The sequence below is a fragment of the Streptomyces sp. NPDC053431 genome, from assembly GCF_044544925.1.
Lineage (GTDB): Bacteria > Actinomycetota > Actinomycetes > Streptomycetales > Streptomycetaceae > Streptomyces.
The window spans coordinates 252,243-278,450 of sequence record NZ_JBITXX010000010.1; the positions used below are offsets into that span (position 1 = coordinate 252,243).

3 protein-coding genes are annotated in these 26,208 nt (G+C 73.4%); all 3 read left to right on the plus strand.

Annotated features, from left to right (window positions below):
* Positions 1–321: 321 nt before the first annotated feature.
* Positions 322–1,257, plus strand: coding sequence for an ACP S-malonyltransferase (locus ACIGXE_RS23805; RefSeq protein WP_399750541.1), 936 nt, complete (start codon positions 322–324; stop codon positions 1,255–1,257).
* Positions 1,258–1,470: 213 nt separating this feature from the next.
* Entirely contained in the window at positions 1,471–13,764 is a 12,294-nt protein-coding gene (locus tag ACIGXE_RS23810) for an SDR family NAD(P)-dependent oxidoreductase (protein ID WP_399750568.1), read from the plus strand.
* 22 nt (positions 13,765–13,786) lie between these two features.
* Positions 13,787–25,948: an SDR family NAD(P)-dependent oxidoreductase gene (locus ACIGXE_RS23815; protein WP_399750543.1), complete on the plus strand. Its 12,162-nt coding sequence runs from the start codon at positions 13,787–13,789 to the stop codon at positions 25,946–25,948.
* The last annotated feature ends 260 nt before the right edge of the window (positions 25,949–26,208 follow it).

The window sequence follows — 26,208 nt, forward strand, 5'->3', positions numbered from 1 at the left end:
GATTGCGTCAGGGGCCCTAGGGGTTCCGTGTACGGGTCACATCGGCCAATCGACGCCGACCAGGGCCGACTCGCGAGCGCGACCCCGGACCCCGTCACCTAGGGGACGTTAGGGGTGGGGGGCGTCGCTACCGCCGCGTAGGGTCGCCCCCGGACCAGACGACCTGTCGTGGTCGGATCCAAGGCCCGGCGGCGCATGGACGAGATCCGGCCAGCCGTGCGCGGCACCGCCCGCGAGGCTGTCGCCCGCGCGGCACCGCCCGCGAGCCGACGCCGCGCGGCGAAGCGGCCGTCCGGCGCCGGTGAAGCGTGAAGGAGAGCCATGTCCCCCGCAACCGCCCTCGTCTTTCCCGGCATGGGGCCGTCGAACTTCGCCGAGGTGGGCAAGTTCATGGTCCTCGACCCCTACGTGCGCCGCCGGCTGGCGGAGGCCGACGAAGCCCTCGGCTATCGCCTCCTCGACCGGTTCTACGCCTCGGCGGACGACTATTCCGAGTACACCCAACTCGCCTTCCTGGTCAATTCCACGGCCCTCGCCGACCGCGCCGTCGAAACCCTGGGAATGCGCCCCGAGATCTGCGTCGGCCCCAGCTTCGGACAGAAGGCGGCAGCCGTCTACGCCGAGACCATGACCTTTTCCGACGCGATACGGATGACGGCGGAAACAGCCCGCTGCGAAGCCGAGTTCTTCGCCGCCGAATACACCGACACCGTCACCCAGTCCGTCGCCCGCACCCCCCGCGAACCCCTCGAGGAACTCGTCGCCCGACTGCGCGAACACGACGACACCTGCGAGATCTCCGGGTACATGGACAGCAACTTCTTCCTCGTCACCCTGCGCGAAACCACCCTCGACGAGTTCACCGCCGCCGTCCGCGCCCTCGGCGGCCACCCCATGTACACCATGCGACCGCCGGTCCACGCCCGGGCCTTCGCGGGACTCCGCGCCAAGGCCGAACGAGAGGTCTTCGCCCGTTACCGCGTCGGCGCCCCCGCGCTCGCCGTCGTCGCGGACCAGGACGGACGGGTCGTCACCACCGCCGACGACATGCGCACCATGCTCCTCGACACCTTCGACCGCCCCGTCGACTGGCCGGCCGCCGTCGAGGGTCTGAGCGCGCTCGGCGTGGAACGCGTGGTCGTCACCGGCCCCGACAACCTCTTCCGCCGACTGCCCTGCACCACCTCCCGGTTCGAGGTCACCGCTTTTGAGCCGAAGGGCACCGTCCGGGCCATGACCGCTCCCGTGTCGCACTGAATCAGCCCCCGAAAACCGCGAATTGAGTGCCGGTCAGGGGGTTTTAGGGGTGCGAACGAGCTCCGTCCGCTGCGTAGCCTCGACAACGGATCGGCGTCCGCTGAGAAGCACAGCAGAACTCTGGAGTGGTCAAAGATGCTGGATGAGTCCCGCGAATTCGGTGCGCGAACGGAGAACGCCCGCCAGGAAGAAACCGATTCCCATCGGTCCTCCATCCGCGACGTACTCGCCCCGGCCTCCGCGTACGAACGAAGGCGCATACTCGTCTCCCTCGTCCGCGACCACGTGGCGGACATCCTGGAACGGTCCGCCGACGAGATCACCTCCGACACGTCCTTCCTGGACCTCGGGTTCGGCTCCCTCGCGGCCGTGGAACTCGTCCGCCGGATCGGCGACGCCACCGAGCTGCGCCTGCCGGTCGTCCTCGTCTACGACCACCCCACCCCGCGGGCCCTCGCCGAGCAGATCGTCGCCGAACTCGTCGGCGACGGCCTGCCCGCCGGGCCCGGCACCGGCACCCGTACCGGCGCCGACGAGACGGTCCCCGCCGGCGCCCCCGCCGCCGGCCCGCACGCCGACGACCCGGTCGTCATCGTCGGCATGGGCTGCCGCTACCCCGGCGGCGTCACCTCGCCCGCCCAGCTGTGGGACCTCGTCGCCGACGGCCGGGACGCCGTCACCGGCTTCCCCGACAACCGGGGCTGGGACCTGGACGGCCTCTACCACCCCGACCCCGACCACCCCGGCACCAGCTACACCCGCCACGGCGGCTTCCTCCACGACGCCGACCGGTTCGACCCCCAGTTCTTCGGCATCACCCCCCGCGAAGCCCTCGCCACCGACCCCCAGCAGCGCCTCCTCCTGGAGACCGGCTGGGAGGCTCTCGAACACGCCGGGATCGACCCGGCCGCCCTGCGCGGCAGCCGCACCGGCGTCTTCGTCGGCGCCGAGACCCAGGAGTACGGTCCCCGGCTCGGCGACGCCGAAGCCGGCCTCGAGGGCTACCTCCTCACCGGCAACGCCGCCAGCGTCGCCTCCGGCCGCCTCGCCTACACCTTCGGCCTCGAAGGCCCCACCCTCACCGTCGACACCGCCTGCTCCGGCTCCCTCGTGGCCCTGCACCTCGCCGTCCGCGCCCTGCGCGCCGGTGAGTGCTCCCTCGCCCTCGCCGGCGGCGTCGCCGTCATGTCCTCACCCGGCGGCTTCCTCGCCTTCAGCCGACAGCGCGGACTCGCCCCCGACGGCCGGTGCAAGCCCTTCTCCGCGGACGCCGACGGCACCGGCTGGTCCGAAGGCGTCGGCATCCTCGTCCTCGAACGCCTCTCCGACGCCCGGCGCAACGGCCACCACGTCCTCGCCGTCGTCCGCGGCACCGCCGTCAATTCCGACGGCGCCTCCAACGGCCTGACCGCCCCCAACGGTTCCGCCCAGCGCCGCGTCATCCGCGCCGCCCTCCAGGACGCCGCCCTCACCGTCGCCGACGTCGACGCCGTCGAGGCCCACGGCACCGGGACCGTACTCGGCGACCCCATCGAGGCCCGCGCCCTCATCGAGACCTACGGCCAGGACCGCCCGGAGGACCGTCCGCTCTGGCTCGGCTCCGTCAAGTCCAACCTCGGCCACACCCAGGCCGCGGCCGGCGTCGCAGGCGTCATCAAGATGGTCCAGGCGCTGCGCCACGGCACCCTGCCCCGCACCCTGCACGCCGCCGAGCCCACCCCCCACGTCGACTGGACCGCCGGACACGTCCGGCTCCTCGACGACCACCGCGCCTGGGCACCGACCGGCGACACCCCCCGCCGCGCCGGCGTCTCCTCCTTCGGCATGAGCGGCACCAACGCGCACGCCATCATCGAGGAAGCCCCCACCGCCCCGTCCGCACCCGACGGCACCACGACCCCCGCCGTCGCCGACGGCACCCCCCTGCCCCACACCCTGTCCGCCGCGACCGCCGTCGCCCTGCGCGACCAGGCCCGGCGCCTCGCCGCCCGGCTCACCGCCGACGCGTCCGACGCGTCCGCCGCTTCGGATGGCTCCGAGGCGTCCGCCGCTTCGGATGGCTCCGTCGCGTCCGTCGCGTCCGTCGCTTCCGATGCCGACATCGCCCACTCCCTCGCCACCACCCGCGGCCACCTGCCGCACCGCGCGGTCGTCGTCGCCGACGACCGCGCCGACCTCCTCGCCGCCCTCGACGCCCTCGCCCAGGGAACCGAACGCCCCGGCACCGTCACGGGCACCCGCACCGACGGCGGCACCGCCGTCCTCTTCACCGGCCAGGGCAGCCAGCGCCCCGGCATGGGCCGCGAACTGCACCATGCCTTCCCCGTGTTCGCCGCCGCCCTCGACGAGGCCTGCGCCGCCCTCGACGCCCACCTCGACCGGCCCCTCAAGCAGGTCATGTTCGCCGACGAGGGCACCCCCGACGCCGCCCTCCTCGACGAGACCCGCTACACCCAGCCCGCCCTCTTCGCCCTCGAGGTCGCCCTCTACCGGCTCGCGGAATCCTGGGGACTGCGCCCCGACTACGTCACCGGCCACTCCATCGGCGAACTCACCGCCGCCCACGTCGCCGGCGTCCTCAGCCTCCCCGACGCCGCGCTCCTCGTCAGCGCACGCGGCCGCCTCATGCAGGAACTCCCCGCCGGCGGTGCCATGGTCGCCGTCGAGGCCACCGAGGACGAGATGCTCGCCGCACTCGCGGGACGCGAGCACGAGATCGGCATCGCCGCCCTCAACGGCCCCGACTCCCTCGTCCTGTCCGGCACCGAGGACGCTGTCACCGAGATCGCCCGCACCTGGAAGTCCCGCGGCCGCCGCACCCACCGGCTCACCGTCAGCCACGCCTTCCACTCGCCGCTCATGGAACCCATGCTCGACGAGTTCCGGTGGATCGCCCGCATCGTCGACTACCGGCCGCCCACCATTCCCGTCGTCTCCAACCTCACCGGCCGCACCGCCGGCGCCGACGAACTCGGCTCGCCCGACTACTGGGTGAACCACGTCCGGCACGCCGTGCGCTTCGCCGACGCCGTCCGCTTCCTGCGCGAGCAGGACGTCACCCACTTCCTGGAACTCGGCCCCGACAGCGTCCTCACCGCCATGGCGCGGCAGACCGCGGGCGACGACACACCCGCCCTCTTCACCGCCGCCCTGCGCCGTGACCGGGCCGAGGCCCGCACCTTCACCACCGCCCTCGCCGCACTCCACACCCACGGCGCCCCCGTCGACTGGGCCGGCGCCCTCGCCGGTCGCGGCGGCCGGCGCACCGACCTGCCCACGTACGCCTTCCAGCACCAGCGCTACTGGCTCGACGCGACCGCCGCCGGCGGCGACGCCGAAAGCCTCGGCCAGCACGCCACCGGCCACCCCCTGCTGGGCGCCGCCGTCACCCTCCCCGACAGCGACGGCCTCGTCCTCACCGGCCGGATCTCGCTGCGCACCCACCCGTGGCTCGCCGACCACGCGATCACGGGAACCGTCCTGCTCCCCGGCACGGCGTTCGTCGAGATGGCCGTCCGCGCCGGCGACGAGGCCGGCTGCGACCGCCTCGACGAACTCACCCTCGCCACCCCGCTCGTCGTGCCCGAGCGCGGCGGCATCGCCCTGCGCGCCACCGTCACCGCCCCCGCCGCCGACGGCTCCCGCGAACTCACCGTCCACTCACGGCCCGTGGACGCCGCCGACGACGAATGGACCCTGCACGCCACCGGCCTGCTCACACAGGCCACCGCGACCGGCGCCCCGGCCGGGACCGCCGAGGCCGTCCCGGAGGCGTGGCCGCCCGCCGACTCCGTACCCCTCACCCTCTCCGGCTTCTACGAGCGCCTCGACGCCGACGGCTACGGCTACGGTCCCGTCTTCCAGGGCCTGCGCGCCGCCTGGCGGCACGGCGACGAGATCCACGCCGAGGTCGCCCTGCCCGAGACGGCCGCCGACGGCGCCGCCGACTTCGGCCTGCACCCCGCGCTCCTCGACGCCGCCCTGCACACCACCAGCCTCCTCGCCCCAGGGAACGCCGAGGACGGCCAGGGCGTGCTGATCCCCTTCTCGTGGAGCGGGGTACGCCTCGCCCTCGGCGGCGCGTCCGTCTGCCGCGTCACCGTCGCCGAGACCGCCCCCGGCACCGTACGGCTCACGCTCGCCGACCCCGCCGGTGCCACGGTCGCCACCGTCGACGCCCTCACCCTGCGCCCGGCCGCGGCGGACCTCGCGGCCGTGGCCGCGGGCCACGACGGCCTCCACCACGTCGAGTGGACGGCCCTGGCCACGCCGCTGTCCGAGCCCGCCCCGGCCACCTGGGCCGTCCTCGGCGCCGACGCCACCGCCGTGGCCGAGGCCCTGGCCGGCACGCCGGTCACCGCCCGCCCCCACGGCGACCTCGACTCCGCCGCGGCCGACACGCCCGGCACCGTCGTCCTCAGCCTGCCGCAGGCCGGCGGCGACGACCTCGCCGCCGCCGTCCACGAGCGCGTCGGAGCCGCGCTCGCGCTGCTCCAGGAATGGCTCGCCGACACCCGCTTCGACACCGGCGACCTCGTCGTCCTCACCCGCCGGGCGGTCGCCACCGCACCCGGCGGGGCCCCCGAGGACCTCCCCGGCGCGTCCGTCTGGGGCCTCGTCCGCTCCGCGCAGGCCGAGAACCCCGGCCGCATCCGGCTCGTCGACCTCGACGAACCGGCCGCCGCGGCCGCGCTCCCCGCCGTCCTCGGCCTCGACGAACCGGAAATCGCCCTGCGCGAGGGCGCCCCGTACGCCCGCCGCCTCGGCCGCGCCCCCGTGCCCGGCCCTGTCCCCGCCGACGCTGCCCGGTCCCAGGCAGGGCGCCAGACCGAGCTCCAGGCCGAGCTCCAGGCCGATCCCCAGGCCGATCCCCAGGCCGAGCCCCAGGTCGAGCCCCAGGTCGACGTCGAGGCCGACGGCCCCGCGGGCACCTGGCTCGTCACCGGCGGCACGGGCTCCCTCGGCGCCCTGGTCGCCCGCCACCTGGTGGCCCGCCACGGCGTCCGCCGGCTGCTGCTCACCAGCCGCCGCGGCAGCGCCGCCCCCGGCGCCGCCGAACTCACCGCCGAACTCACGGCGCAGGGCGCCCACGTGACGGTCGCCGCCTGCGACGCCGCCGACCGCGACGGCCTGGCCGCCGTCCTCGCCGCACTCCCCGCCGCGCACCCGCTCACCGGCGTCGTGCACACCGCCGGCGTGCTCGACGACGCCCTCATCGGCTCGCTCACCCCCGAGCGCCTCGCCCGCGTCCTGCGGCCCAAGGTCGACGCCGTCGTCAACCTGCACGAACTCACCCGCGAGCGGAAGCTGTCCGCGTTCGTCCTCTTCTCCTCCGACGCCGGCGTCGTCAATGCGCCCGGACAGGGCAACTACGCCGCCGCCAACACCTTCCTCGACGCCTTCGCCCAGCACCGGCGGGCCCAGGGACTCCCCGCCCTCTCCCTCACCTGGGGCCTGTGGGAAGAGCGCAGCGGCATGACCGCCCACCTCTCCGACGCCGACGTCGAGCGCATGAAGCGGGCCGGCTCCCTGCCCCTGCCCACCGAGGTCGGCCTCGCACTCCTCGACCTGGCCCTGCGCACCGACCTGCCCGTCGTCGCCCCGATCCGGCTCGACCTCGCCGCCGTACGCGCCTCCGGCGCCGTACCCGCCGTCCTGCGCGGCCTCGTCCGTATCCCCACGAGCGTCCGACGCGGCGCCGCCGGCACCGGCACGGCGGGCTCCGCCCGTACCTTCGCCGACCAGCTCGCCGCCCTCACACCCGAGGACCGGCACAAGGCCTCCCTCGACCTCGTACGGCGCACCGTCGCCCTGGTCCTCGGCACCGCCGAGAGCGCCGCCCTCGACGAGCAGCAGGCGTTCAAGGAACTCGGCTTCGACTCGCTGTCCGCCGTCGAGCTCCGCAACCGGCTGACCGCCGCCACCGGCGTACGCCTGCCCGCCACGCTGATCTTCGACCACCCGACCCCGCACGCCCTCGCCCGCGAGTTCGCGACGACGCTGGCCGGCGACGCGCCGGCGGCGCCGGCACCGGCCGGTGCGGCCGGCACCACCGGGACGGGGGACGTGGACGACGACCCCGTCGTCATCGTCGGCATGGCCTGCCGCTATCCCGGTGACGTGCGGTCGCCGGAGGATCTGTGGCGGATGGTGGTGGAGGGTGCGGACGGTGTGTCGGCGTTCCCGGAGGACCGTGGCTGGGACGTGGACGGCATCTTCGATCCGGACCCGGACCGTCCGGGGACGACGTACGTGCGGGAGGGTGGTTTCCTGCACGACGCGGCGCAGTTCGATCCGGCGTTCTTCGGTATCAGCCCGCGCGAGGCTCTCGCGATGGACCCGCAGCAGCGTCTGCTCCTGGAGGTGTCCTGGGAGGCCGTCGAACGCGCCGGCATCGACGCCCGGAGCCTGCGCGGCGACGCCGTCGGCGTCTTCGCCGGCGTCATGTACGGCGACTACGCCGCCCGCCTCGACGAGATCCCGCAGGACGTCGCCGACTTCGTCGGCAACGGCAACGCCTACAGCGTCGCCTCCGGCCGCGTGGCCTACACCCTCGGCCTCGAGGGCCCGGCGGTCACCGTCGACACGGCGTGCTCGTCGTCCCTCGTGACCCTGCACCTGGCCGTGCAGGCGCTGCGGCGCGGCGAGTGCTCCATGGCCCTCGCCGGCGGCGTCACCGTCATGTCGACCCCCGACACCTTCATCGACTTCTCCCGCCAGCGCGGCCTCGCCCGCAACGGCCGTTGCAAGTCCTTCGCGGCGGCCGCGGACGGCACCGGCTGGGGCGAGGGCGTCGGCATGCTCCTCCTGGAGCGCCTGTCGGACGCCCGCCGGCTCGGTCACCGGGCCCTCGCGGTGGTGCGCGGTTCGGCGGTCAACCAGGACGGTGCGTCGAACGGCCTGACGGCACCGAACGGCCCGGCCCAGCAGCGGGTGATCCGACAGGCCCTCGCCGACGCGGGCCTGTCGGCGACGGACGTCGATGTGGTGGAGGCGCACGGTACGGGCACCACGCTCGGTGATCCGATCGAGGCGCAGGCGCTGCTCGCGACGTACGGTCAGGGGCGGGACGGCGAGGGTTCCGAACCGCTGTGGCTGGGCTCGCTGAAGTCGAACATCGGGCACACCCAGGCCGCGGCCGGCGTGGGCGGCGTCATCAAGATGGTGCAGGCGCTGCGGCACGGTGTCATGCCGAAGACGCTGCATGTCGACGAGCCGTCGGGCCAGGTCGACTGGTCCGAGGGCGCCGTGGAGCTGCTGACGGAGTCGCGGGAGTGGCCCGAGGTGGGTCGTGCGCGGCGGGCGGGTGTGTCGTCGTTCGGCATCAGCGGGACGAACGCGCACGTGGTGCTTGAGCAGGCGCCGGAGGTGGAGTCGGCCGTCGAGCAGGAGGCGGTGGAGGACTTCGGTCCGGTGACGGTGCCGTGGGTGGTGTCGGGCAGGTCGCCGGCGGCGCTGGCGGCGCAGGCGGCTCGGCTCGCGGAGTTCGTGGCGGGTGCGGGTGCGGGTGCGGGTGTGAGGGAGGGGCTGCGTCCGGTGGACGTGGCGGCCTCTCTGGTCCGTACGCGGTCCTCGTTCACGCACCGGGCCGTCGTCGTCGGCTCGCGCCAGGAGGAGTTCGTCGCAGGACTGAGGCAGCTTTCCGAGAACGCCGGTGCGAGCGCAGCCGGTTCCGTCGGTTCGGGCGCGGTCTTCGTGTTTCCCGGTCAGGGGTCGCAGTGGTTGGGGATGGCGGTGGAGTTGGCGGAGTCGTCGGCTGTGTTCGCCGAGGCGCTGGACGAGTGTGAGGAGGCGTTGGGGCCGTTCGTCGACTGGTCGCTGCGCGAGACGCTGCGTGATGAGAGCGGCGTGTGGCTGGAGCGTGTGGATGTCGTTCAGCCGGTGCTGTTCGCGGTGATGGTGTCGCTCGCCAAGCTGTGGCGCTCCCTGGGCGTCGAGCCGGCGGCAGTGGTCGGTCACTCGCAGGGAGAGATCACCGCCGCGTGCGTGGCGGGTGCTCTGTCCCTGCAGGACGCCGCTCGGGTCGTCACCCTTCGCTCCCAGGCGATCCGGGCCCTGTCTGGCCGGGGCGGCATGGTGTCCCTCGCCCTGACGGCGGAGGCGGTTCGCGACCGGATCGCCGGTTTCGACGGTCGGATCTCCATCGCGGCGGTCAACGGCCCGACGGCCGTGGTCGTGTCCGGAGACGCTGACGCGCTGCAGCAGCTCGTCGCCGGCTGTGAGACGGACGGTGTCCGCGCTCGGGTGATCCCGGTGGACTACGCCTCCCACTCCGCCCATGTGGAGGAGCTGGAGGCCGAGTTGCTCGACGTGCTCGCCCCGATCACCCCTCAGACCTCGCAGGTCCCGTTCTTCTCCACCGTGACGGGCGACTGGCTCGACACCACGGCTATGGACGCCGCGTACTGGTACCGCAACCTGCGCCGGACGGTCGAGTTCGGCGACGCGACCGCCGCCCTGATCGAGCAGGGTCACGATCTATTCGTCGAGGTCAGCCCGCACCCCGTGCTCACCGTCGGTCTTCAGGAGACCGTCGAGGCCTCCGGCAAGCCGGTGACCGTGCAGGGCACGCTGCGCCGCAACGAAGGCGGCTGGGATCGCTTCCTGATCTCTCTCGGTCAGGCGTATGCGGCCGGCGCGTCTGTCGACTGGGACAAGACGCTTCCCGCTGACGCGCGGATCGTCGACCTTCCGACGTACGCCTTCCAGCACTCCCGCTACTGGCTGGAGAACATAGGCGGCACTGGAGACGTCACCTCCGCCGGACTCGAAGCCACCCACCACGAGTTGCTGGCGGCGGCGGTCGCCGTACCCGGCACCGACAGTGTGGTGCTCACCGGGCGGATCTCTCTGCGTACCCATCCCTGGCTGACGGACCACGCGGTCATGGGCACCGTGCTCCTCCCCGGTACGGCGTTCGTCGAGATGGCGGTGCGGGCCGGTGACGAGGTCGGCTGCGACACCGTCGAGGACCTGACCCTCGCCGCCCCGCTGGTGGTGCCGGAGCGCACCGCGGTGGTGCTGCTGCGGGTGGTGGTGGGCTCTCCGGACGGTGACGGGCGGCGCGAACTGTCGGTGTTCTCGCGGATCGAGGGCGAGGGCGTGGGTGAAGGGGACTCGGGTGGTGTCTGGACCTGTCACGCGACCGGTGTGCTCGCGCTCGGCGGCCCGACCGCCGCGTTCGATCTCGGTGTTTGGCCGCCGCGGGGTGCCGAGCCTGTGGACGTCTCCGGGTTCTACGCGACCGCGGAGGCGGACGGTTACGGCTACGGGCCGGTCTTCCAGGGGTTGAAGGCGGCCTGGCGGGTCGGCGACGAGATCTACGCCGAGGTCGCCCTGCCCGAAGGCGCCGACCCGAGCGGTTTCGCGCTCCACCCCGCCCTCGTCGACGCGGCCCTGCACGCCACCAGCCTCGCTGACGCCGAACGGGCCGGCGAGTCCGGGCCGTTGCTCCCCTTCTCCTGGGGCGGCGTGACCCTCCACGCGCAGGGTGCCACAGCCCTGCGTGCGCGCATCCGGCCGGCCGGGCAGGACACGGTCGCGCTGGATCTTGCGGACAGCGCGGGAGCGCCGGTGGCGACCGTCGCCTCGCTCGCCCTGCGGGCGGTGTCGGCCGACGGGCTGTCCGGAGGTGCCGGCGGGGAGGCGTTCCACGGTGCGCTGTTCCGGTCCGAGTGGCGGGCCGTGTCGTTGCCGGAGGACGTACAGGCGGAGGCTTGTGCCCTGGTCGGGCGGGACACGTTCGGGCTCGCGGAGCTCGCTCCGTACGCCGCCGCCGCCTCGTACGACTCGCTCGACGAGCTGACCGGCGACGTCCCCCCGTACGTGCTCGTCGCCCTGCCGGAGCCCACGGCCGCCGACCTCGCCGTTCAGGTGCACGACACCCTGCAGGAGACGCTGCGGCTGGTCCGGGCCTGGCTGGCGGAGGACCGGTTCGCCGGGTCGCGCCTGGTGCTCGTCACCCGTGGCGCCGTCTCAGGCGAGCCGGGCGAGCGGATCACCGCGCTCGCACAGTCACCGGTGTGGGGACTCGTGCGCTCCGCGCAGGCGGAGAACCCGGGCAGCTTCGTCCTCGTCGATCTCGACGAGGCCCCCGACTCGCTGTCCGCACTGCCGGCCGCGCTGGCCACCGGCGAGCCCGAGCTCGTCGTGCACGGCGGCGAGGCGCGGGTACGCAGGCTGCTCAAGGTCACCGAGGAGCAGGCACTCGTGCCGCCGCGGGAAGGCCCCTGGCGCATGGACGTCTCCGCCAGCGGCACCCTGGAGAACCTCTGCCTGGTCCCGGCGCCCGACGCGGCGGAGCCGCTGCGCGAGGGCGAGGTGCGGGTCCGGGTCCGTGCCGCGGGCCTCAACTTCCGCGATGTCGTGACGGCGCTCGGCATGGTGATCGTCGACGAGGTCATGGGTGGTGAAGCGGCGGGTGTGGTCGCCGAGGTCGGTCCCGGTGTGACGGACCTGGCGGTGGGCGACCGTGTGGTGGGCCTGTTCACCGGTTCCTTCGGCCCGCTCGCGGTGACCCACCGGGACTATCTGGCGCCGATGCCGACCGGCTGGACCTTCGCCGAGGCGGCCGCCGTCCCCGTCGTCTACGTGACCGCCCTGTTCGGCCTGGTCGACCTCGCGGCGACCGCCCCCGGACAGCGCGTCCTCGTCCACGCGGGCGCCGGCGGCGTCGGCATCGCGGCCGTTCAGCTCGCGCGGCATTTCGGAGCGGAGGTGTTCGCGACGGCGAGTCCGGGGAAGTGGGACATGCTGCGGGCGCTGGGGCTGGACGACGACCACATCGCGAACTCGCGTGATCTGGACTTCGAGGAGAAGTTCATGAAGGTCACCGGCGGCGAGGGCATGGACGTGGTGCTCAACTCGCTGGCGCGCGAGTTCGTGGACGCGTCGCTGCGGCTGTTGCCGCGGGGTGGGCACTTCCTGGAGATGGGCAAGACCGACAAGCGCGACCCGGAGGAGATCGCCGCCCGGTACCCGGGCGTCAGCTACGCCGCGTACAACCTGCCCGACTTCGACCGGGGCCGCTCCCAGGAGATGCTCGTCGAGATCGTCGAGCTCTTCGAGCGCGGTGTCCTCCGGCCCAGCCCGGTGGTGGCGTGGGATGTGCGGCGGGGGCCGGAGGCGTTCCGGTTCATGAGTCAGGCGCGGCAGGTCGGCAAGATCGTGTTGACGGTGCCGGTGTCGATGGATCCTGCGGGCACGGTGTTGGTCACGGGTGGTACGGGCACCTTGGGCGCGCTCGTGGCGCGTCATCTGGTGACCGAGCACGGTGTGCGGCGTCTGGTGCTGACCAGCCGGCGGGGGATGGCGGCGGCCGGTGCGGTCGAGCTGGTGGCCGAGCTGGCGGAGTGGGGTGCGTCGGCTGAGGTGGTGGCGTGTGACGCCGCTGATCGTGAGGCGTTGGCGGGGGTGTTGGCGGGGATCGCGGCGGATGCTCCGTTGACGGCTGTGGTGCATGCGGCGGGTGTGCTGGACGACGGTCTGGTGGGGTCGTTGACTCCGGAGCGGTTGGAGCGGGTGTTGCGTCCGAAGGTGGACGCGGCGGTGAACCTGCACGAGTTGACCCGGGGTATGGATCTGGCGGCGTTCGTGTTGTTCTCGTCGGCGGCGGCGACGCTGGGTGAGTCGGGGCAGGGCAACTACGCTGCGGCGAACACGTTCCTGGACGCGCTCGCCGAGGAGCGGCGTGCTGCGGGTCTTCCGGCCACGTCGCTGGCCTGGGGCTTCTGGGAACAGCGCAGCGGCATGACCGCCCACCTCTCCGACGAGGACGTCGAACGCATCAAGCGCACCGGTGTCCTCCCGCTCCCGACCGAGCTCGGACTCGAACTCCTCGACCACGGCACCGCGTCCGCCTGGCCGGCCCTCGCGCCGATCAAGCTGGACACGGCCGCCCTGCGCGAGAGCGGCATGGTCCCGCCCGTCCTGCGCGGCCTGGTGAAGGCGCCGTCCCGCCGCACCGTGGCAGCGGGCACGACCGCCCCCTCGGCCGAGTCCCTCGCCGACCGGCTCGCCGCCCTGCCGGCCACGGAACGCGAACGGTTCGTCCTGGACCTCGTACGACGCGACGTGGCCACCGTCCTCGGCCACGAAGGAGCCGACGCGGTGGAGCCCGCCCAGGCGTTCAAGGAGATCGGCTTCGACTCCCTGACCGCCGTCGAACTCCGCAACCGGCTCGCGACCGCGACCGGCCTGCGGCTGCCCGCCACCCTGGTCTTCGACTACCCCAACCCGGCCGGACTCGCCCGCCACCTGACGAGCGAACTAGTCCCCTCGGACAACGAGGCCCCGGCCGACTCCCAAGAGGCGCAGCTCCGGGCCGCCCTGGCGGAGCTGCCGCTCGCCAGGCTCCGCGACGCGGGCCTGCTCGAGGCCCTCCTGGCGCTCACCGGGCTCGCCGAGCCGGCCACGTCCGCCGAGGACGCGGGCGACAGCGAAGGCGCCATCGACGAGATGGACGCCGAGAGCCTCATCCAGCTCGCCCTGAGCAACCCCGACTCCTGACCTGAGATCTGTGGAGCATGTGATGGCTACGCCAAACAACCAACTCGTCGATGCCCTGCGCGCCTCACTGAAGGAGACGGAGCGGCTCAAGCAGCAGAACCGTCAGCTGATCGGCGCCGGCACGGAGCCGATCGCGATCGTCGGCATGGCCTGCCGCTATCCCGGTGACGTGCGGTCGCCGGAGGATCTGTGGCGGATGGTGGTGGAGGGTGCGGACGGTGTGTCGGCGTTCCCGGAGGACCGTGGCTGGGACGTGGACGGCATCTTCGATCCGGACCCGGACCGTCCGGGGACGACGTACGTGCGGGAGGGTGGTTTCCTGCACGACGCGGCGCAGTTCGATCCGGCGTTCTTCGGTATCAGCCCGCGCGAGGCGCTGGCGATGGACCCGCAGCAGCGTCTGCTCCTGGAGGTGTCCTGGGAGGCCGTCGAACGCGCCGGCATCGACACGACCACCCTCGCCGGCAGCCAGGTCGGCGTCTTCACCGGCATCATCAACAACGACTACACCGTCAAGCCGCAGTCCGTACCCGACGACCTCGAGCCCTTCCTCGGCAACGGCGGCGCCAGTAGCGTGGCCTCCGGCCGGATCGCCTACACGCTCGGCCTCGAAGGCCCGGCGATCAGCATCGACACGGCCTGCTCGTCGTCGCTCGTCGCCCTGCACCTCGCGGTCCAGTCGCTCCGGCGCGGCGAGTGCTCCATGGCCCTCGCCGGCGGCGTCAGCGTGATGGCCCACCCGGGCGGCTTCATGGAGTTCTCGCGGCAGCGCGGTCTGGCGCTGGACGGCCGCTGCAAGGCCTTCGCGGCGGCCGCGGACGGCACCGGCTGGGCCGAGGGCGTCGGCGTGCTCGTGGTCGAGCGCCTGTCGGACGCCCGTCGGCTCGGTCACCGGGTCCTCGCGGTGGTGCGGGGTTCGGCGGTCAACCAGGACGGTGCGTCGAACGGCCTGACCGCACCGAACGGCCCGGCCCAGCAGCGGGTGATCCGCGCGGCCCTGGCGAACGCCAGCCTGTCGGCGACGGATGTGGACCTGGTCGAGGCGCACGGCACCGGCACCACGCTCGGTGATCCGATCGAGGCGCAGGCGCTGCTCGCGACGTACGGTCAGGGGCGGGACGGCGAGGGTGCCGAGCCGCTGTGGCTGGGCTCGCTGAAGTCGAACATCGGGCACTCGATGGCTGCCGCCGGTGTCGGTGGCGTCATCAAGATGGTGCAGGCGCTGCGGCACGGTGTCATGCCGAAGACGCTGCATGTCGACGAGCCGTCGGGCCAGGTCGACTGGTCCGAGGGCGCCGTGGAGCTGTTGACGGAGTCGCGGGAGTGGCCCGAGGTGGGTCGTGCGCGGCGGGCCGGTGTGTCGTCCTTCGGTATCAGCGGGACGAACGCGCACATCGTCCTTGAGCAGGCGCCGGAGGTGGAGTCGGCCGTCGAGCAGGAGGCGGTGGAGGATTCCGGTCCGGTGACGGTGCCGTGGGTGGTGTCGGGCAGGTCGCCGGCGGCGCTGGCGGCGCAGGCGGCTCGGCTCGCGGAGTTCGTGGCGGGTGCGGGTGCGGGTGCGGGTGCGGGTGCGGGTGCGGGTGCGGGGGAGGGGCTGCGTCCGGTGGACGTGGCGGCTTCCCTGGTCCGTACGCGCTCCTCGTTCACGTATCGCGCGGTTGTCGTCGGTCAGGACGTAGACGAGTTCGCCCTGAAACTGCGGGAGTTGGCGGACGTCGGAGCGGTGTCGTCGGCATCGTCGTCGCTGTCGACCGGTGCGGGTGCGGTGTTCGTGTTTCCTGGTCAGGGGTCGCAGTGGTTGGGGATGGCGGTGGAGCTGGCGGAGTCGTCGGCTGTGTTCGCCGAGGCGCTGGACGAGTGCGAGGCGGCGCTGGCGCCGTTCGTCGACTGGTCGCTGCGCGAGACCCTGCGCGATGAGAGCGGCGCCTGGCTGGAGCGCGTCGATGTCGTTCAGCCGGTGCTGTTCGCGGTGATGGTGTCGCTTGCCAAGCTGTGGCGCTCCCTGGGCGTCGAGCCGGCGGCGGTGGTCGGTCACTCGCAGGGGGAGATCGCTGCCGCGTGTGTGGCGGGTGCTCTGTCCCTGCAGGACGCCGCTCGGGTCGTCACCCTTCGCTCCCAGGCGATCCGGGCCCTGTCGGGCCGGGGCGGCATGGTGTCCCTCGCCCTGACGGCGGAGGCGGTTCGGCAGCGGATCGCCGGTTTCGACGGTCGGATCTCCATCGCGGCGGTCAACGGTCCGACGGCCGTGGTCGTGTCCGGTGACGCTGACGCGCTGCAGCAGCTCGTCGCCGGCTGTGAGTCGGACGGTGTCCGGGCTCGGGTGATCCCGGTGGACTACGCCTCCCACTCCGCCCACGTGGAGGAGCTGGAAACGGAACTCCTCGACGTGCTCGCCCCGATCACCCCGCAGGTCTCCTCGGTGCCGTTCTTCTCGACGGTGACGGGCGACTGGCTCGACACCACGGCTCTGGATGCCGCGTACTGGTATCGCAACCTGCGCCGCACGGTCGAGTTCGGCGACGCGACCGCCGCCCTGATCGAGCAAGGTCACGGCCTGTTCGTCGAGGTCAGCCCGCACCCCGTGCTCACCGTCGGTCTTCAGGAGACCGTCGAGGCCTCCGGCAAGCCGGTGACCGTGCAGGGCACGCTGCGCCGCAACGAGGGCGGCTGGGACCGCTTCCTGATCTCTCTCGGCCAGGCTTATGCGGCCGGCGCGTCCGTCGACTGGGACAAGACGCTTCCCGCTGACGCGCGGATCGTCGACCTCCCGACGTACGCCTTCCAGCACTCCCGCTACTGGCTGGAGAACACCGGTGCCGCCGGAGACGTCACCTCCGCCGGACTCGAAGCCACCCACCACGAGTTGCTGGCGGCGGCCGTGGCCGTGCCGGGCTCTGACGGCGTTGTGCTGACCGGGCGGATCTCGCTCCGTACGCACCCCTGGCTCGCCGATCACGCGGTCATGGGCACTGTCCTCCTCCCCGGTACGGCGTTCGTCGACATGGCCGTGCGGGCCGGTGACGAGGTCGGCTGCGACACCGTGGAGGACCTCACGCTCGCCGCCGCCCTCGTCGTCCCCGAGCGGGGGGCCGTCGTGCTGCGTGTCGTCGTCGGAGCCGCCGACGGCGACGGACGCCGTGAGCTGTCGGTGTACTCGCGGGTCGACGGCGACGGCGAGGGCGTGGGTGAAGGGGATTCGGGTGGTGTCTGGACCTGCCACGCGACCGGTGTGCTCGCGCTGGGTGCGCAGGCGCCGCTGTTCGATCTCGGTGTGTGGCCGCCGCGGGGTGCCGAGCCTGTGGACGTCTCCGGGTTCTACGCGACCGCGGAGGCGGAGGGTTACGGTTACGGGCCGGTCTTCCAGGGGCTGAAGGCGGCCTGGCGGCGCGGTGAGGAGGTGTTCGCCGAGGTCGCCCTGCCCGAAGGCGCCGACCCGAGCGGTTTCGCGCTCCACCCCGCCCTCATGGATGCCGCTCTCCACGCCACGGGCATCTTCAAGGACGCCGGCTCGGACGCGGTGCAGCTGCCGTTCTCCTGGAGCGGAGTGTCCCTGTTGGCCTCCGGGGCGTCGCGGCTCCGCGTGCAGGTGACCCGGTCGGCCCGCGACACCGTCACCCTGCGGCTGGCCGACGGCGCCGGGGCGCCGGTGGCGACCGTCGAGTCGCTCGTCTTCCGCGACGTCACGGCCGCGCAGCTGACCGCCCGGCCCACCGGTTCCGACGCTCTCTTCCGGGCGGCGTGGACCACGCTGCCGGGCGCGGCCGGCTCCGAGCCCACGGCGGACCGCCGCTGGGCGGTCGTCGGCGCGGCCGATCCGCTCGCGATCGCCGACGTGCCCTCGTACGTCTCGCTGGACGAGCTGGCCCTGGCCGTCGCGGAGGAGCCGGACGCGAACCGGCCCGAGGTCGTGATCGCTCCCTTCTGCGCGGCCCCGGACGTCTCCGGCCTTCGCGGCGACGACCTCGCGGACGCCGTTCACCGCGCCGCGTCCGACGCGCTGGCGACCGTCCAGCAGTGGCTGGCCGACGACCGCTTCGCCGACGCCCGTCTCGTCCTCGTCACCCGGGGCGCGGTCGCGGCCGGTTCCGGTGACCGGGTCGCGGACCTCGTGCACTCGCCGGTGTGGGGTCTGGTGCGCTCCGCACAGGCGGAGAACCCCGGCCGTCTCCTCCTCGTCGACATCGACGAGGCCGACTCCCTCGTACGTTCGCTGCCGGTCGTCCTGGCGCAGGGCGACGAGCGCGAGTTCGCGCTGCGCGGCACGACCGTCCTCGTACGCCGCCTGGTGCGGGCGGCGGCGGGCGGCTCGCTCGTACCCCCCGCGGACGCGCCGAGCTGGCGGCTCGACGCGACCGTGCGCGAATCCCTGGAGAACCTGGAGCTGATTTCCGCCCCCGAGGCCGTGGCGCCGCTCGCCGAGGGCGAGATCCGGGTCGCCGTGCGCGCCGCCGGCGTCAACTTCCGCGACCTCGTCTCGCTGCTCGGCATGGCGGCGACCGAGGAGGTCATGGGCGGTGAGGCGGCGGGCGTGGTCGCCGAGGTCGGTCCCGGTGTGACGGACCTGGCGGTGGGCGACCGTGTGGTGGGCCTGTTCACCGGCTCGTACGGCCCGCTCGCGGTGACCCACCGGGACTGTCTGGCGCCGATGCCGACCGGCTGGACCTTCGCCGAGGCGGCCGCCCTCCCGATCGCGACCCTCACGGCCTTCTACGGGCTTCGGGACCTCGGCCGGCTCCGAGCCGGCAACCGCGTGCTCGTCCACGCGGGTGCCGGTGGCGTGGGGATCGCGGCTGTTCAGCTCGCGCGGCATTTCGGAGCGGAGGTGTTCGCGACGGCGAGTCCGGGGAAGTGGGACATGCTGCGGGCGCTGGGGCTGGACGACGATCACATCGCGAACTCGCGTGATCTGGACTTCGAGGAGAAGTTCATGAAGGTCACCGGCGGCGAGGGCATGGACGTGGTGCTCAACTCGCTGGCGCGCGAGTTCGTGGACGCGTCGCTGCGGCTGTTGCCGCGGGGTGGGCACTTCCTGGAGATGGGCAAGACCGACAAGCGTGACCCGGAGGAGATCGCCGCCCGGTACCCGGGAGTCGGCTACCGCGCCTTCGACCTCGTCGAGGCCGGTGCCGAGCGGACCCGCGAGATGCTCGCCGAGATCCTCGGCCTCTTCGAGCGCGGAGCGCTGCGACCGATCCCGGTGGTGGCGTGGGACGTGCGGCGGGGGCCGGAGGCGTTCCGGTTCATGAGTCAGGCGCGGCAGGTCGGCAAGATCGTGTTGACGGTGCCGGTGTCGTTGGATCCTGCGGGCACGGTGTTGGTCACGGGTGGTACGGGCACCTTGGGCGCGCTGCTGGCGCGTCATCTGGTGACCGAGCACGGTGTGCGGCGTCTGGTGCTGACCAGTCGGCGGGGGATGGCGGCGGCCGGTGCGGTGGAGCTGGTGGCCGAGCTGGCGGAGTGGGGTGCGTCGGCTGAGGTGGTGGCGTGTGACGCCGCTGATCGTGAGGCGTTGGCGGGGGTGTTGGCGGGGATCGCGGTGGATGCTCCGTTGACGGCTGTGGTGCATGCGGCGGGTGTGCTGGACGACGGTCTGGTGGGGTCGTTGACTCCGGAGCGGTTGGAGCGGGTGTTGCGTCCGAAGGTGGACGCGGCGGTGAACCTGCACGAGTTGACCCGGGGTATGGATCTGGCGGCGTTCGTGTTGTTCTCGTCGGCGGCGGCGACGCTGGGTGAGTCGGGGCAGGGCAACTACGCTGCGGCGAACACGTTCCTGGACGCGCTCGCCGAGGCGCGGCGTGCTGCGGGTCTTCCGGCCACGTCGCTGGCCTGGGGCTTCTGGGAACAGCGCAGCGGCATGACCGCCCACCTCTCCGACGTCGACATGCAGCGCATGAAGCGTGCCGGCATCGTGCCCCTGAGTTCGGAGCTTGGCCTGCGGCTCTTCGACGAAGGACTGGTCTCGGAGTGGGCGCTGCTGGCCCCGATCAAGCTCGACACGGCCGCCCTCCGGGCCGCCGGCGACGTGCCGCCGCTGCTGCGCGGTCTGGTCGGCACACCGGCACGCCGGGCCGTCGACGCGGGCGCGAAGGCGGGCGGCACCGCCCTCGCCGACCGGCTCGCCGCCCTGCTGCCGGCGGAGCGCGAGCGCTTCCTGCTCGCCACCGTCCGCTCGCACGTCGCGGCCGTGCTCGGCTTCTCGGACGCCGAGGCCGTCGAGCCGAACCAGGCGTTCAAGGAGATCGGCTTCGACTCCCTGACCGCCGTCGAACTCCGCAACCGGCTCGCGACCGCGACCGACCTGCGGCTGCCCGCCACCCTGGTCTTCGACTACCCCAACCCGGCCGGACTCGCCCGCCATCTCATGAGCGAGCTCGTCGGCGACGCCCCCGCACCCGGCGCCGCCCCGCAGCCGGTCTCCCCGGCCGGGGGCGTCGGGACCGAGGACGACCCTGTCGTCATCGTCGGCATGGCCTGCCGCTACCCGGGCGACGTGCTGTCGCCCGAGGACCTGTGGCGGATGGTCCACGACGGCGTCGACGCCATGTCGGGCTTCCCCGACGACCGCGGTTGGGACGTGGAGGGGCTCTACGACCCCGACCCGGACCGCCCGGGGACCACGTACGCCCGCGAAGGCGGATTCCTGCGGAACGCCGGGAACTTCGACCCCGAGTTCTTCGCCATCAGCCCGCGCGAGGCGGTGGCGATGGACCCGCAGCAGCGCCTGCTCCTGGAGGTGTCGTGGGAGGCCTTCGAGCGGGCCGGCATCGACCCCGCCGGCCTGCACGGCACGCCCACCGGTGTCTTCATGGGCGTGATCACCAACGACTACACGTCCAGCGTCCCGTCCGTCCCCGAGGACGTACAGCCCTTCCTCGGCAACGGCGGCTTCAACAGCGTCGCCTCCGGCCGGATCGCCTACTCCCTCGGCCTCGAAGGCCCGGCGATCAGCATCGACACGGCCTGCTCGTCGTCGCTCGTCGCCCTGCACCTGGCCGCCGAGGCACTGCGGCGCGGCGAGTGCTCGATGGCCCTCGCGGGCGGTGTCGCGATCATGGCCACGCCCATCGCCTTCACCGACTTCTCGCGGCAGCGCGGTCTGGCCCTGGACGGCCGCTGCAAGGCCTTCGCGGCGGCCGCGGACGGCACAGGCTGGGCCGAGGGCGTCGGCGTGCTCGTGGTCGAGCGCCTGTCGGACGCCCGTCGGCTCGGTCACCGGGTCCTCGCGGTGGTGCGGGGCTCGGCGGTCAACCAGGACGGTGCGTCGAACGGCCTGACGGCGCCGAACGGCCCTGCCCAGCAGCGGGTGATCCGCGCGGCCCTGGCGAACGCGGGCCTGTCGACGGCGGACGTCGATGTGGTCGAGGCGCACGGCACCGGCACGACCCTGGGTGACCCGATCGAAGCCCAGGCGGTGGTGGCCACGTACGGCCAGGGCCGCCCCGAGGACCAACCCCTGTGGCTGGGCTCGTTCAAGTCGAACATCGGGCACTCGATGGCCGCCGCCGGTGTCGGCGGCGTCATCAAGATGGTCCAGGCCCTGCGCCACGGCGTGCTGCCGAAGACCCTCCACGTCGACGCCCCCACGCCGCATGTCGACTGGTCGGCGGGTGCGGTGGAGCTGCTGACGGAGTCGCGGGAGTGGCCCGAGGCGGGTCGTGCGCGGCGGGCGGGTGTGTCGTCGTTCGGTATCAGCGGGACGAACGCGCATGTGGTGCTTGAGCAGGCGCCGGAGGTGGAGTCGGCCGTTGGGCTGGAGGTGGTCGAGGACTCCGGTCCGGTGACGGTGCCGTGGGTGGTGTCGGGCAGGTCGCCGGCGGCGCTGGCGGCGCAGGCCGCTCGGCTCGCGGAGTTCGTGGCGGGTGCGGGTGCGGGTGCGGGTGCGGGTGTGGGTGCGGGTGTGGGGGAGGGGCTGCGTCCGGTGGACGTGGCGGCTTCCCTGGTCCGTACGCGCTCCTCGTTCACGTATCGCGCGGTTGTCGTCGGTCAGGAGAACGCCGAACTTGGCGCCCAGTTGATGCAGTTGGCCGAGTCGGCTGCCGCCGCCGTCCCGTCCTCGGTATCGACCGGCCGCGGCGCGGTCTTCGTCTTTCCTGGTCAGGGGTCGCAGTGGTTGGGGATGGCGGTGGAGCTGGCGGAGTCGTCGGCTGTGTTCGCCGAGGCGCTGGACGAGTGCGAGGCGGCGCTGGCGCCGTTCGTCGACTGGTCCCTGCGCGAAACCCTGCGCGATGAGAGCGGCGCCTGGCTGGAGCGCGTCGATGTCGTTCAGCCGGTGCTGTTCGCGGTGATGGTGTCGCTTGCGAAGCTGTGGCGTTCGCTGGGCGTCGAGCCTGCGGCGGTGGTGGGTCACTCGCAGGGTGAGATCGCTGCCGCCTGTGTGGCGGGTGCTCTGTCCCTGCAGGACGCCGCTCGTGTGGTGGCTCTGCGTTCGCAGGCGATCCGGGCCCTGTCTGGCCGGGGCGGCATGGTGTCCCTCGCCCTGACGGCGGAGGCGGTTCGCGACCGGATCGCCGGTTTCGACGGTCGGATCTCCATCGCGGCGGTCAACGGTCCGACGGCTGTGGTCGTGTCCGGGGACGCTGACGCGCTGCAGCAGCTCGTCGCCGGCTGTGAGTCGGACGGTGTCCGTGCTCGGGTGATCCCGGTGGACTACGCCTCCCACTCCGCTCACGTGGAGGAGCTGGAGGCCGAACTCCTCGACGTGCTCGCCCCGATCACCCCGCAGGTCTCCTCGGTGCCGTTCTTCTCGACGGTGACGGGCGACTGGCTGGACACGTCCGGCATGGACGCGGGCTACTGGTATCGCAACCTGCGCCGGACGGTCGAGTTCGGCGACGCGACCGCCGCCCTGATCGAGCAGGACTTCGGTCTGTTCGTCGAGGTCAGCCCGCACCCCGTGCTCACCGTCGGTCTTCAGGAGACCGTCGAGGCCTCCGGCAAGCCGGTGACCGTGCAAGGCACGCTGCGCCGCAACGAAGGCGGCTGGGACCGCTTCCTGACCTCCCTCGGCCAGGCCTATGCCGCCGGTGCGTCCGTCGACTGGGACAAGACGTTCCCCGCCGACGCGCGGATCGTCGACCTTCCGACGTACGCCTTCCAGCACTCCCGCTACTGGCTGGAGAACACCGGTGCCGCCGGAGACGTCACCTCCGCCGGACTCGGGGCCACCGATCATCCGCTCCTCTCCGCCGCCCTGCCGCTGGCCGAGTCCGACCGGGTGGTGCTGACCGGGCGGATCTCGCTCCGCACGCACCCCTGGCTCGCCGATCACGCGGTCATGGGCACCGTCCTGCTGCCGGGCACGGCGTTCGTCGAGATGGCCGTGCGGGCCGGCGACGAGGTCGACTGCGCCGAGATCGTCGAACTGACCCTGCTCGAACCGCTGGTCCTCGGGCCGTCGGAGGCGGTCCAGGTGCAGGTCACCGTCGGTGCGGCCGACGAGAACGGGCGGCGGCCGGTCGACGTCCACTCCCGGCCGGCGGACCAGGAGAACGGCCTCGGCACGTGGACCACCCACGCCACCGGCGTGCTGGCCGCCGAGCCGATCGTCTCCGCGCTCGCGCCCGATCCGGTCTCCTGGCCGCCCGCCGGGGCCGAGTCGATCGAGCTCGGCGGCGGCTACGACGAGCTCGTGGCGCAGGGGTACGAGTACGGGCCGGTCTTCCAGGGGCTCAAGGCGGCCTGGCGGGCCGGCGACGAGATCTACGCCGAGGTCGCGCTGCCCGAGGGGGTCGCCGTCAACGGCTTTGCCCTCCACCCCGCACTGCTCGACGCGGCGCTGCACGCCCTCGGAACGGCGGAGGGCGGGGACTCCGCCCAGGGCGTCCGGCTGCCGTTCTCCTGGAACGGAGTGTCGGTGCACGCGGCCGGCGCGACGTTCCTGCGGGTGCGCCTGACCCCGGAGCAGGGCGGTGACCGGGTGCGCGTCAGCGTCGCCGACGGGGCCGGAGCGCCGGTGGCGACCGTCGAGGAGCTCGTCCTGCGGGCGATCTCGGCCGAACAGCTGTCCACGGCGGCGGGAACGACGGGGGACACCCTCTACCGCACCGACTGGGTCGCCCTGGCGACGGGCGCGGCGGACGCGCCGGCGACGTCCGGTGGATGGGCGGTCGTCGGTGCCGACACGCCCGGCCTCCAGCAGACGCTCAAGTCCGACGGCGTGGACGCCGTGCACTACCCGGATCTCGGCGGGCTCGCGGCGGCGGTCGCCGCGGGCGCTCCCGCGCCCGAGGTCGTCCTCGCCCCGCTCACCGGGAGCGTCGTTCCGGCAGCGACCGAAGCGCCTGCCGGCGTCACGGCCGACGCCGCTGCCGGTGTGGTCGTCGACCTGCCCGCCGCCGTGCGGGCCGCCACCGGCCAGGCGCTCGTGCTCCTCCAGGAGTGGCTGGCGCACGAGGCGTTCGCCGACGCCCGGCTGGTGTGCGTCACCGACGGAGCGGTCGCGACCGAGCCCGGTGGCGCGCCGGACGACCTCGGGCTCGCCGCGGTCTGGGGGCTCGTACGGGCCGCGGAGGCGGAGAACCCCGGACGCTTCGTCCTCCTCGACCTGGACCGGGACCCGGCGTCGTGCCGGACGGTGCAGGCGGCGCTCACCACCGGTGAGCCCGAAGTGGCCGTACGCGAGGGCCGACTCCTCGGCCGACGCCTCCACGCGGCCCCGGCCACGGCCTCCGCCACGGCCTCCGCCACCGACCCGGCCCCGGCTTCCGCCGCGGTCTCCGTCACCGGCCCTGCCCCGGCCACGGCCGGTGCCGCGGGCCTGCCCGTCGGGCCGGCAGACGCCGCCCGAACCCCCATCGACGCGTCCGGCACCGTACTCCTCACCGGCGGCACCGGGACGCTGGGCGCACTCCTGGCCCGGCACCTGGTCACCCGGCACGGAGTGCGCCGGCTCCTCGTCACCAGCCGTCGTGGCATGGCGGCCGACGGTGCCGCCGAGCTGCGCGACGAGCTGGCCGGGCTCGGCGCCGACGTCACGGTCGTGGCGTGCGACGTCGCCGACCGCGAGGCGGTCCGGGGACTGCTCGACGGCATCCCGGCCGAACACCCGCTGACCGCGGTCGTCCACACCGCGGGCCTCACCGACGACGGAGTCGTCGCCGCGCTCGACGCGGGACGCCTCGACACGGTGATGCGCCCCAAGGTCGACGCGGTCGTCCACCTGGACGAGCTGACGCGGGACGCGGACCTCTCCGCGTTCGTGCTCTTCTCCTCCGCCGCCGGCACGATCGGCAGCCCCGGACAGGCGAACTACGCGGCGGCCAACGCGTTCACCGACGCGCTCGCCGCACGACGACGGGCGGCCGGCCTGCCCGCCGTCGCCCTCGCGTGGGGCTTCTGGGAGCAGCGCAGCGAACTCACCGCGCGGCTCGGCGAGGCCGACGTGGCCCGGATGAACCGTTCGGGGGTCACGGCGATGCCGTCGGAGACCGGACTCGCGCTCTTCGACGCCGCTCTCGGCCGCGACGAGGCCGTCCTCGTGCCGGTGCGCTTCGACCTTCCGGCCGTCCGCGCCCGGCTCGTGGAACACGGCACCCCTGCCGTCCTCAAGGACCTGGTGCGGCTGCCTGCCCGCCGGAGCCAGGCCCAGGCCGCGCTGTCCCGCTCGGAGGCCGAGGCGCTCCTCCAGCGGCTGGCGGCGCTGCCCGTCGAGGACCGGACCAAGGCCGTCCTCGACCTGGTGCGGACGCACGTGGCCGCCGTGCTCGGCTTCGCCGGGCCCCACGCGGTGATCGCCGACCGCGGGTTCCTCGACCTCGGTTTCGACTCCCTGACCGCGCTCGAGCTCCGCAACCGGCTGACCGCCGCAACGGGTCTGCGGCTGCCCGCCACGCTGATCTTCGACTACCCGTCGGCGGACGCGCTCGCCGGCTTCGTCGTCGGAGAACTCCCGGTCACGGGAGCAGGTGCCGAGGGAGGTGCCGGAGCCGGTACCAACGCCGGAGTGGGGGCGGGGGCGGGCGCCGGTGCTTCGGCCGGCGCGCTCGTCCGCGCCGAACTGGAGCGGCTGGAACGGGCCGTGACCGGCACGCCCGTCCCCGACGACGAGAAGGGTGAGATAGCCGAGCGACTGCAGGCCCTTCTGCTCGCGCTCGGCGGCGCCGGCGCCGAAGTCGCCGCCCGCCTCGACGAGGCCAGCGACGACGAGATGTTCGCGTTCATCGACAACGAACTCGGACTGTCGTAGGTCCTGCCCGACGGCCCGTGCCCCGACCTCCTACGAGGCCGGGGCACGGGCCGTCCGCCTAGGCCCTGTCGTCGAACTCCCGCCTGCCCTCCGGGTAACGACGGGAGTGCGACGACAGGTCCTAGGGGGCTGCTCCGGGGCTGCCCAGGGGCGGCTAGGGGTGTTCGCGCCGATCGGCCCGAACGAAGCTTGGCTTGATCAGCCGTCCCGTCGAGGCGGTCCCCGGGGCCGCCTCGATCCATGGGCTGACGTGTTCGCCA